At 39.6% G+C, this 11,462-nt stretch carries 11 protein-coding genes; 7 read left to right on the top strand and 4 right to left on the bottom strand.

Annotation, left to right across the window (positions count from 1 at the left end):
- Positions 1-206: 206 nt before the first annotated feature.
- The 3 genes from ACEW8O_RS22900 (at position 207) to ACEW8O_RS22910 (ending at position 2,061) form a co-directional block, all read left to right on the top strand.
- Positions 207-833 (top strand): abortive infection system antitoxin AbiGi family protein, encoded by a 627-nt coding sequence (locus ACEW8O_RS22900; RefSeq protein ID WP_373496964.1) that lies wholly within the window; start codon positions 207-209, stop codon positions 831-833.
- The gene (locus ACEW8O_RS22905; RefSeq protein WP_373496955.1) at positions 833-1,387 is read left to right on the top strand and encodes a hypothetical protein; all 555 of its coding nucleotides are present in this window, start codon (positions 833-835) and stop codon (positions 1,385-1,387) included. Before ACEW8O_RS22900 ends, ACEW8O_RS22905 begins: the two co-directional genes overlap by 1 nt.
- A gap of 371 nt (positions 1,388-1,758) precedes the next feature.
- Positions 1,759-2,061, top strand: a complete 303-nt coding sequence (locus tag ACEW8O_RS22910) for a hypothetical protein (RefSeq protein WP_373496956.1) — start codon at positions 1,759-1,761, stop codon at positions 2,059-2,061.
- 57 nt (positions 2,062-2,118) lie between these two features.
- On the opposite strand, the gene ACEW8O_RS22915 is transcribed toward ACEW8O_RS22910, so the two are convergent.
- Entirely contained in the window at positions 2,119-3,210 is a 1,092-nt protein-coding gene (locus ACEW8O_RS22915) for a hypothetical protein (RefSeq protein ID WP_373496957.1), read from the bottom strand.
- Between the two features lie 305 nt (positions 3,211-3,515).
- On the opposite strand from ACEW8O_RS22915, the gene ACEW8O_RS22920 reads away from it, so the two are divergent.
- The 4 genes from ACEW8O_RS22920 (at position 3,516) to dinB (ending at position 8,130) form a co-directional block, all read left to right on the top strand.
- Entirely contained in the window at positions 3,516-5,090 is a 1,575-nt protein-coding gene (locus ACEW8O_RS22920) for a calcineurin-like phosphoesterase C-terminal domain-containing protein (RefSeq protein ID WP_373496958.1), read from the top strand.
- Between the two features lie 233 nt (positions 5,091-5,323).
- On the top strand, positions 5,324-5,830 hold the full coding sequence (locus ACEW8O_RS22925; protein WP_373496959.1) for an antitoxin Xre/MbcA/ParS toxin-binding domain-containing protein: 507 nt from the start codon (positions 5,324-5,326) through the stop codon (positions 5,828-5,830).
- On the top strand, positions 5,831-6,289 hold the full coding sequence (locus tag ACEW8O_RS22930) for an RES family NAD+ phosphorylase (protein WP_373496960.1): 459 nt from the start codon (positions 5,831-5,833) through the stop codon (positions 6,287-6,289). It abuts the gene before it with no gap.
- Between the two features lie 650 nt (positions 6,290-6,939).
- On the top strand, positions 6,940-8,130 hold the full coding sequence (gene dinB, locus ACEW8O_RS22935; protein WP_373496961.1) for a DNA polymerase IV: 1,191 nt from the start codon (positions 6,940-6,942) through the stop codon (positions 8,128-8,130).
- Between the two features lie 42 nt (positions 8,131-8,172).
- Here dinB and ACEW8O_RS22940 read toward each other — a convergent pair whose 3' ends face one another.
- The 3 genes from ACEW8O_RS22940 to ACEW8O_RS22950 all read right to left on the bottom strand — a co-directional run bounded on the left by ACEW8O_RS22940 (position 8,173) and on the right by ACEW8O_RS22950 (position 11,238).
- Positions 8,173-9,426, bottom strand: coding sequence for a type II toxin-antitoxin system HipA family toxin (locus ACEW8O_RS22940; protein WP_373496962.1), 1,254 nt, complete (start codon positions 9,424-9,426; stop codon positions 8,173-8,175).
- Positions 9,423-9,719, bottom strand: coding sequence for a helix-turn-helix domain-containing protein (locus ACEW8O_RS22945; protein WP_373496963.1), 297 nt, complete (start codon positions 9,717-9,719; stop codon positions 9,423-9,425). Before ACEW8O_RS22945 ends, ACEW8O_RS22940 begins: the two co-directional genes overlap by 4 nt.
- Before the next feature lie 184 nt (positions 9,720-9,903).
- The gene (locus ACEW8O_RS22950) at positions 9,904-11,238 is read right to left on the bottom strand and encodes an IS4 family transposase (RefSeq protein ID WP_373496965.1); all 1,335 of its coding nucleotides are present in this window, start codon (positions 11,236-11,238) and stop codon (positions 9,904-9,906) included.
- Positions 11,239-11,462: the final 224 nt, after the last annotated feature.

The raw sequence follows: 11,462 nt of genomic DNA on the forward strand, positions 1-11,462 counted from the left end.
AGTTTTATTCTTTTTAATTTGAAGTCATGTTTTGAATACGTTTTTAATAAGCCTTCATTTTTATTATGATAGCAAGCAGCCTTTTTCATTTTACAGAGGATCATAATAATATCCTAAAAATCCTTGATGGAAAATCCTTACGGGCATCCTTCAATATTGAAACAGTTCAGGATTTTTTCCTCAATAAGAAATTTATAGCGACACCAATGGTATGCTTTTGTGATATCCCTTTAAAGTTTATTTCGAGAAATCACACAGAAAGGTATGGTTCGTATGGAATAGGCTTTAAAAAAGATTGGGGTACCACAAATAAAGTCAGTCCAATCCTCTATAGATTGGAACAGTCCGGATTTTCAAATTCTTTCCGAAATTCATCTTTTGAATTGAATAACATCATTGAAAGGCTGGAGGGATTGAAAATGTTATATGGAGAGAATGATTCGGAAATCCTGAACATTCAATCTATGCTTGGAGCCTTACATAGCCATTCTGAAAATATGGCTGGTTTCATTAAATCTTATGAAGAACTATATCAAGGGGAGATCAGGAATAATTATATCGATAGAGAATGGAGGTGGGTCCCTGAAAGAACTAAAAAAGAGTTTCATGAAAAAGATGATGAATCTTACCGAGAGGAATTGAACAGGAAATATCATGAAAATCCTGATCATTTATTTTTTGACGTAAATGACTTAAACTATCTGGTTGTCAAAGAGAAAAAAGATATTGATGTAATGATAGGCAAAATCAGAAACCTAGGTCTTTCGGAAGAAGAAAAATTCGCTCTTGTACAAAAAATTATCGATATTGACAGTATAAATTCAGATATGTGATGGAAAGGGACTTAAATAGAATAATTATGAAATATAGGAATTTGAAGGAAAGTTCCTCTTATCCCTATGAAATACATGAAAAGGATTCACTTAATACCAGAAATAGAAAAAAGACTGCCAAACAAGAGTTTGAAAATTTAAAACAGGAAATTATTAGTCACTCCAATTCAAAGGATCTTCCAAATAAGTATAAAAGGCAAGTGCAAGAGGCTATAGAGATTTTGTTGGACTATGCACAGAAAAGTAAAACCGGTCTCCCATTAGACAGAAACCAATTCTTTAGTATTAGGAATTTTGTTTATGGCAAGTTTATGCGTGCAATCCTTGACGCCATTAAATTGTATTTTACTGTAAATTCTCCTACTTTTTATTACAGTGCTGACAGTGATTTTGATGAAAAAGAAATTCGAGAAATATTGGAAAACTTTAAAACCAATCTATCGAAATCTAAATTCAATACCTATTTTGAGCTTGAAGATTTTGTTGATGATTACGTCGCTAAAATCAGGGAATTATGGAAAAAGGAAAATAGTAGAATAACAGTGGGGGCTTAAGATTACCTGAAATCAATATTACTTACATAAATTTTAAATAAAACCCTAGAATATATGTTGGTTAATTTTGATATTAGGTTTAGAAATGTGAAATATTTGGCATTGGTTTTTAACCTAGTCATTTTAATTTTGTTTGTTATCAGCATACAGAGTTTACCTTACTTTATATCCAAATTGTTTAATTTTTATGAATCTTTGGTTTTAACAATTAAGTTGACAGGTTTGATTCATTGTGTGTTGTTTTTTTGTTATTATTTTTTTTCTAATAACAGGTTAGATGAAAAGGTTTCTTCTGGTAAGGAGGAAAAATTCCTAAAATTGTCTATCGAAAATGAGGAACTCAAACATTCACTTAAAGCATTTACGAAAGAATGAACTTGGTCTCAAAGCTAATACTATATACCTTATATATTGGAATCCTGTTAATTCTAGTTTTTTTTATTCATGAGTTTGCTAATTACGGCATCAACCCTCTTGAAAATTTAGATATAATAGCGATTTTTTTATTATTAATATTCTACAGTTTCATAATTAAGATTTACTTAAAAGGTGACTACAGTGATTTCGATAATGAAATTGAAAGGTTAAAAAACGAAAATGAGAAAATGAAGAGAAAGCTTTCCAAACTCCAGCTTCAAAAAGAACTTGAAAATTTAAAAAACAAAACCAAATAAGTCCGAGAATCTCGGTGCCTGAAAAAATAAAATAAAATTTAGCCTTTAATTAACTAATCATTTTCCTCTAAATCTAAATTCATCCCTCCATCTTTTCAAATCATAAGACATTTCAATTTTTCCAACACTTTCGCTCAAATCATTTTTCATTTTAACATAATCAATCTCTGAAATTACAGGTTCAGTCCAATTAAAGATTTTTGTAAGGTTTCTACAAAAACCGTCTTTATCATCAGGATCCTTGACCGGAAAAGCATAATTCAAAACAGGTTTGGTTTTCCCATCATATATGAATTTGGTGGATGGATATCTAACCCCATCTAATTTGGTGTTCTTCTCTATAAAGCTCATTAGCATTTGCGGAATAACGTACTCAGGATTGAAGGGATGATTATGTGGAGGGGCTGTTTTGAATAGGCAAGCTGATGAAAAAGGGAGATACGCAAAAAATCTTAAAGCTGTCTCATTAAATCCACCATGTTTTAAATCCCAAATTATCAAATCGGGAAAATCAATAGTAATTACATTCAACAACTCACGACTTATGAATTGAGAAATGTAATATTTAGAAAGATCTCCTCCGTTGAAAACTTCATGTTCACAAATTTCAATGGATTCCCCCAAATACAAGGCTGGGATTTCAGAAATGCTAAACCTATAGTTTTTGCACTTACGTCTATCATGATACCTAATGTGAAATAAATCGTCCTTTTCGTAAGGTCGGAGTTTGTCACCTATCCATTCTGCACGTCTAATACGAAAAAAATCTTTTGGATCAAGAGATGAATACCGATCAAAGGACAAATCGCTTCCTTTTGACACTTCGTCTTCCGTTCTTTTTTTGGTATTGTTTGGATTAGAGTATCTTATCAAGAGAATATTAAAAAGAAGAAATGCATTTTCATCATCCCCATTCAATTTACTCTGGATTACCCTATATGTCAGATTATAAATTTTTTCAAAAGTGGACTTCATTTGATCTGACTTGAACCAATCAAATTCAGTTTCACAAAAACTTTGTATCTCCTCAATAGTATTTTTGTACGAAGACAAAAAATCATCCTTCTCATCTCTGGACTTAAACGGAAATGGAAATTTCTTTTTGAACTTTTCTAAATCATTGACAAAACCTCTTGTTGTTGAATGCATTGAATGAAAGTTTGTTTCTTCAAATGTCAGAAACAGAGATGTAATCACAAAGTAATTTTAAATTCTTGTGGATCATTATTTTTAGGACACGGCTTCAAAATCATTTCCTTAAATGACCGATAAAGATTCCTCCGACAATCATTGGCAGTCTGAAGACTGCAAGGTAAATGGTCCAAGTCTGAAGACTTGAACCAACCAACCATCCCATCCCCCAAACCACTCCTCATCCTTAACCATAGCATAACCTTTTCAAAACATAGTATTGAACAAAAACCCTTAATTTTATCCAAAACATACCAAACTCCATGAAAAAAATTCAACTCCTGTTCATTGCACTGATTTTTGCAGGTTCAATATCTGCTCAGGAAAAAGTCAGCGGAATCGTCTTTGAAGACCTTAATGCCAACGGTAAAAAAGAAAGAAGGGAAAAGGGACTGCCCAATGTCGCGGTATCCAACGGCATTCAAGTGGTCCGAACCGACAAAAACGGAAAGTATGAGCTTCCACTTTCGGAGGACCAAACCATCTTCGTCATCAAGCCGGCCTCCCATCAACTGCCGACCGATGCCAACAACATCCCCCAATTTTATTATATCCACAAACCCAATGGTTCTCCTGCCAACCTGAAATATCCCGGAGTTGCACCTACAGGAAAACTACCCAAGTCGGTGGATTTTGGGCTTTTGCAAGGCAATGGAGACAAAAAGTTCACCGCTTTGATTTTTGGAGATCCGCAGCCTTATACTTTGGAGGAGATCGAGCATTTCAAAAAAGGGATCGTCTCAGAAGTTGAAAATATTCAGGACATTGCTTTTGGTGCCGCCTTGGGAGACTTGGTCGGAGATAGACCTGACTTTTTCCAACATTATAAAGAAGCTGTGGGCAAGATCGGAGTGCCATGGTTTCAGGTGATGGGCAACCACGACATGAACTTTGATGCAGACAAAGATGAATATAGCGATGAATCCTTCACTGCCAACTTTGGGCCTGCGACCTATGCTTTCAACTATGGAGATGCGCATTTTGTAGTCCTGGAAGACATCCTTTATCCTGACCCTAGGGATGGACAAGGTTATTGGGGAGGTTTAAGGTCTGATCAGTTGCCGTTTTTGGAAAACAGCCTCAAACTGGTTCCCAAGGATAAATTGGTAGTACTCTTGATGCATATTCCACTATTTGAAGAAAACGGGGACAGCTTCAGAGATGCCGACCGGGAAAAAATCCTGGAACTGCTCTCTCCCTTTGCTAAAACCTTCTCCATGTCCGCCCATACCCATTATATGAAGCAGACATTTTTTGGCAAGGAAGATGGCTATAATCAAGCAAAAGCACATCACCATTACAATATCGGAACGCCGTCGGGAGATTGGTACAGTGGCAAAATCCTCGCCGATGGAACTCCTGAATCCACCATGCGGGACGGTTCACCAAAAGGTTACCTGTTTTTGGACATCAATAATTCTGATTTCAAGGTTCGTTACAAAGCCGCCGGAAAACCCGATACCTACCAAATGGAGATTTTTGCTCCTAAAGTTTTGACGAAGGATGTTCGCACCAACTCCGGCATCGTGGTCAACTTTTTTACCGGGGCAGCTGACAACAAAGTACGATACCGGATCAATCAGGGAGAATGGAAGAACATGACCCAAATGGAAAGCTATGATCCCACATATTTGCTAAAAGTATATGAATGGGACACCACAGAGGAAGTCATGTCAGGCAGGAGACCATCCAATCCTGCTTTGACCGACCACCTTTGGAGAGCTCCAATCTCCTCTAATATGGAAATCGGCGAACATACCATAGAGGTAGAAGCTACGGATGTATTTGGGCAGGTTCATAGAGGTAGTCGGGTTTTTAAGGTGTTGCCGGCAAATTGAAAAATCTGTAACTCTGTAATGATGCCTGTAACTGAAATTGGATATTGGTGGATACTGGTTGGATATTAGGATATTATTCTCCGTGCCTGCGCTGGTGAGGCAAATAGATTTCTAATTGAATCGTTTAATTTAAAGGTTACCGGAAAATTTGGTGATAAATAAAAAATCAAAAGGAATCATTTCTATTGGACATTTGTATTATATTTATAGACAAAAGTCTAAATAGAAAATGTATGACAAGCGTAGTAATCTCCAAATTAGAATCTAAACTTGATAAAGAAGTTTCCTCATTATTAAAAAAATCGAGGTTGGAGGGGTTTTCATTTGATGAGGGAAAAGAGATTACCTATGCCGAATTCCTTTCAGACAAGATGCTGATTATTGCCGCCATAAGGACAGGTATCCCCTATTCATTTTTTGATTGTGTCCAAGACTATACCCCGTTTTCAGAAAGTGACTGGGCAAATTTTCTGGACATTTCCACCAAATCCCTGCATCGTTACAAAGCCTCTGAGTCCCATCACTTCAAGCCCATACATTCGGAAAAAATAATTGAAATGGCAGAAGTGACAAAAATGGGGCTTGAAGTTTTTGGAAACATTGAAAAATTAAAACTCTGGCTCAACACGCCTAACTATGCCCTTGGCAACCTTAAGCCCATCGACCTTTTGAAAGATTCCTACGGAAAGGATTTGGTCATGAGCGAACTGGTCAGAATCAATCACGGGATTCTTGTATAAATGGAGGTATTCAGACTTTCCAGGGCTCCTTATGCCTATTTACTCTCTGGAAAAGGTGCCGCCATTAAGGGTGCCAGATGGAATTCTGTAGGAGTAGAACTGATCTACACTGCCCAAAACAGGTCATTGGCCATGGCTGAAGTTGCGGTTCATTTTAGCCTGGCCACCTTGCCTGATGACTACATGATGGTAAGCATATCCATTCCTGATCATATTGAAATTGGTCTTATCCATGAAGACGAACTTCCCTCAGGTTGGAATGCTTTCCCCCACCCTACAACCACACAAAGGATAGGCGACGGGTTTGTGTTTCAAAACAGGTATTGTGCAATAATGGTACCCTCTGCAGTAACCCAAGGAGACTACAATATCCTGATCAATCCCAATCACAGGGAATTTGGAAGCATTGAAATCCTAAAAGTCGAGAAGTTCCCTTTTGATAAAAGGATATTCAAATAAGACTATTTCGAATGTTACACATGATCAATTGATATTGGTGGATATCGTTAGATATTAGGATACTTGTGCGCCGTCCTGCTCGCCGTGGCAAGGAGTATTGTTTGGAACCACAAAAGAAACAATAGGAAACAAAAGGATTGAAACAGTTTGCAAACCGCCTTTGAACTTAACTTTGATCCTTTTCTTTTGTAATCTTTTGTCTCTTTTGTGGTTCAATCACATGACCTTCAGAATGCTGTAACCCCCATGTATTTTCAAACGCTGAATTCGATTGTCAATGTGTCGATGTCAGTTTCAGTTTTTCTTTTTCTTTTTCTTTTTCTGAACCACAAAAGGAACAAAAGGGAACAAAAGGATTAAAATAGTTTGTAAACCGCTATTTGTACATAACGTGGATCCTTTTCTTTTGTGATCTTTTGTCTCTTTTGTGGTTCAATTAAATGACCTTCAGGATGTCATAATTATCCATATATTTTCAAAGCTTTGATTTTAGGCATCCCATTGCCTAAATGATGAGAAGGACATTGAACCCGTCACCCACTGTCCGAGAAGTTTCAATTACTGAAAAAATGAATTACTTCTTCCTCTTTGTTATCCAAAATATGTTTAATTTATAAACATTAATTTGTTTATTATATTAACATATTATCATGGAAAGGAAGAGGAGCATTGTTCATATGGACTTGGATTCATTTTTTGTGTCGGTGGAGCGGCTGTTTGACAGCAGGCTGAACGGCAAGCCCATCCTGATCGGTGGATCGGGAGACCGGGGAGTCGTGGCTTCCTGTAGCTATGAAGCGCGAAAGTTTGGTGTACATTCTGCCATGCCCATGCGTACGGCACGGCAGCTTTGCCCTGAAGCATTGATCATCCGGGGGGATTTTGAGAAGTACAGCCAAAAATCCCATGAGATCACCGAGATCATCCGGGAAGATGTGCCGCTCTTTGAAAAGTCCTCCATCGACGAATTTTACATCGACTACACGGGAATGGACCGGTTTTTTGGTTGCTTCAAGATGGCGCAGGAACTCCGCCAAAGGATCCTGAAGGAAAGTGGGCTGCCGATTTCTCTGGGATTGTCCGAAAACAAAACCGTCTCCAAAGTCGCCACCGGTGAAGCCAAACCCAACAATGAAAAGGAAATCCCCTATGGGATGGAGAAGCCTTTTCTCGCTCCATTATCCGTCCGCAAGATTCCCATGATCGGGGAAAAGACTTCGCATACCCTATACAATATGGGAGTGAAAACCGTCCGGACCCTACAGGTGATGCCCGCCGAACTGTTGGAAGCCACCTTCGGCAAAAATGGGCTGATCATCTGGGAAAAAGCAAACGGCATAGACCGATCGCTTGTGACACCCTATTCCGAAGCCAAGTCTATTTCCTCGGAAAACACCTTCGAACAGGATACGATAGACGTGAAGATGCTTGAAGCCCACCTCATTGCCATGACCGAGCAGATTACCACCAAGTTGCGCCAAAAACAGCAACTGACCGCCTGCGTGAGTGTGAAAATCCGGTATTCGGATTTTGATACACATACCGTACAACAGCGGATACCCTATACTTCGGCGGACCACACGCTGATACCGATTGTGAAGGAATTGTTCCGAAAGCTCTACAACCGCCGCATGCTGATCCGTCTGATCGGGGTACGCTTCAGCCACCTTGTCAATGGCAATTACCAGATCAATCTCTTCGAAGATACACAGGAGCAGATCCGGCTTTACCAAGCGCTCGACCGTCTCAATACCAGGTATGGCGACAAAACCGTCTGCCGCGCCATCGGCATGGCGGTAGGTAGAAGGAGGTTCAATCCTTTTAATGGGATGGCGATGTAAGAAAGAAAGGGGATATGGGGAGTGTGTTGCAACTCAAGAAACCTATACTCTAAATGCAGCGCTCATCAGGCGCTGCTCATTTCTTGGAATACCGATTTCATTGGCGACCTCTTCCCAATTTGAAACTGCTGATTTAACCTCTTCAACGATTACCTCCATTTCTTTCTGACTGATCCTAAAAAACTCTCCAACTGACCTAGCTATTCCCAAATCCAAAGCATTATCATCCATATCGATATTTAAAGACAAACGATCCTTTTCAACGGAAGGGTTAAGGTCAAACGCGGGAGATAGTCTCCATCCTTTGGAAGTAAGCACAAAACCATGATTGCGAAGGTGGTCATCTGTATTGGAAACCATAACATTGAAAACAATCCTTCTCCAAAGCTCTTTGGAATCCCCTTCAACATCACTTCCTGAAAATTGGATGAATTCCAAAATATCCAGATATGAAGGCGTATCATCCCTGATATTTTCTTCACTTTTCCCCGTCATCGTCATCGCTGAGGCAAAATGAATCCGCTCTTCCCCATCCCTGTCAAACCGTTTTGTAAAAAAAGTGCGGTATCTACCTGAAACATGCTCTAGCTTACATGGTGACATTTCAATACCCGCTTTTACAGCCAAACGGTAAATAAGATACTCCCACGCAGCTTTATCAAAAGTGTCATTTTGAGAAGGGAATTTGGCTATCCATAGCACTCCCTTTTCATCCTTAATGTTTGCTTTTGGCCTTGCGCCTCCCAATGAAGACCCAGGTGCCATCAACATACTGAGCCATTTATCCACCTCATCGGTATCTTCATTTGATTCTATAAGGTTTGCCCCATATTGCAAATCCCTGATTTCAGTCCATGGAGGCACTGGAAAAAGAGATTCATTATCCAAAAAAGACCCGTCAGGATCAAGCTTGAACCTCAGTGCCCCCATCCTTGTGTAGTCATTGACTCCTAACAAATAATCAATATCATACAACACTTTCGGCGGGACACCTTGATTCTGGGCAGTCAAAAGCGCTCTTCTTTTCATCAAAGTCCTTCCCCAATTGTCAGGCATTGAATCCAAAAACATTTCGAAATTTTCTTTGTCCTTTGGGTATTGGGTGCCACTGTACAAGGCGATATCCGGATCTAGCAACCATTGCTCTTGGGATGAAATCCATGTGGGATCATAAGAAAAACCAAAGGCTTTTCTTCCCTTTGCCTGCTGCGCAGTCAACACCCCTAGACACTTTGGCTCGGACATCCCTTTCCAATGGGCATATACCCAAATATCTGTTTTCCTTATTGATGTCATGATTTCCCAATCAGTTCCATGTCCTGCAATTTCCTCCCAAATTCATCATCTGCAGCGAGTTTTTGAAAATCACCTTCCAAATTCAAAACCCGTAGAACATTGAAATATGAACCCAACGCTACACTGGGATTTCCTTTTTCTATTTGATACAAAGTCGTCCTGTTAATCCCCGCCCTTTCCGAAACCTGAATGGTGGTAAACTTCCTCCTCTTTCTCGCCAGCTTGATATTCTCACCCATTTGCTCCAATATTTTCTGAAACCTGGGCAATAGAACAGTCTTTTTGGCTTTCATAACATGTTGTTTATTATCCACAATATTAGTTAATATGTTGATATTAAACAACAAAGTAAAAAGTAGAATCTTTGACTTGATTTTAAAATTTATAATTCTACAAGTAATTCGTAGTTAAATAAAACTATGGTTAAATGCTTCATTGCACGTTCCATCGGTCATCCCTGTCTGCCGACCATAGCCGTCAGGCTAAGCACATAAACTGTTGATTTAAAGATGGTTTGTCTTTTTTTTCTTCAAGTTTGAGGATTTTGGGTGCCAGTTCAGCCAGGTCATCCATGAGCAGGATTATTTTCCCGGGTGTTTTTATGGCCTCCAGCAACCGGTCCGAAAGGTTGAGTATAAGCTTGAAATATTTCCAGACACTGCAAAGGTAATTTTTCTTGGAGAAAATCCTTTGCTGCAGCCAATTGAATAAGTTCAGGTTGAGGACAATCCATATCAGCTTTCCGTACAGCTGGCACTCAAACCTGTGGATATTGCAGGTGTTGAACTCATGGATCGTTGCCTGGGATTTCCAGACTTTGAACAAAAGCTCTATCTGCCATCTTATGGAATAAACCTTTCTTATATTTTGGGCATCCAGCATTTGCACGGGCACATTGGTAACCATGATGTTGAGCCGGACCCTGGTCCTGAATGCTTCAGTGACCTTGTTTCCAGTGGACCTGGCCTGTTTTTCGGTTTTGCGTATCCTTTTTTGGTAGGTATCCTCATCGGCCAGGGATATCACTGCCCGCACCGGGATCCTTTCCTTTTTGCCAAGGAAGACCTCCACTTCCATAAACTCCAGCCCATGCTTTTTGAGTTTGCGCATGTAATCCTTGACATCAACAGGCTCCTTTGAGTCCCTGGCTGCATAGATGTTGGTTTTTGGTGCCAGACGGTTGACAAAAAAAGCTTTGCCCGAATCGACCATGGACATGAATTTCAGTGTGCAGTATCCCATATCCCTGATGAAAAGGTCGTTTTCACGGATGTCGTGGGTAAAACCGGACGAATCGGACTGGTCGTTTCTGACCGCTTCGGTGAGCCTCAGGTCCAGACTCTGCCCGCTGAGAAAATCATATTCATACTGGATGCTGATCATCGAGGATGAATTCTTGAGGGCCCCACCGTAACCTCCGTACTTGCCGATAAATGAATCCGGGAGTCCGTATTTTGTGGAGTCCTTTATCCGGATCCTGCTGAATTTGCTCCTAAGGGCATTGGAGTCCCCCTTATAGCGGATTTTCTGTGACATTAGGTGGTCAAGGCATTTTTTCAGAAACCTGACGGCACTTCCATTGAAGCGGTCATGGAGGGACTGTTTGGTAATCTTAAGCCTGAAATCCCTGAAAAGAAAGGATGCCATATCAAGAAGGCTGAAATGTTTCCCCCTGTGATAGGCAAACATGAGACTGAAGAGAAACTGAAAGCCGGCAAACTTTGACTTCCTGATGCAGAATCCGGACTCTTTGGCCATCGAATTGATTATTTCCTGACTGAAGGAGGAATTGATTTTTTCCTCTAAAATTATTTCTTTTTTCCGTAAATCTCTTTGGTTTTTATTCCTTTATTCATAAAAATATTATTATATTGGGTAAGGAAAAAGGCGGAGAACGACGAAGTAAGCCGCCTTTTTCAACTAAAAAAACAGATACAAATATGAACAAAAGGAAGAAAGATCCCAAGGGGGATCTACGATTTATTGCAAAAACACCTCACCAACAGGGTCTTACGTCCTTAAACTGACGGCTATGG

It is taken from the genome of Aquiflexum sp., assembly GCF_041749095.1.
GTDB lineage: Bacteria > Bacteroidota > Bacteroidia > Cytophagales > Cyclobacteriaceae > Aquiflexum.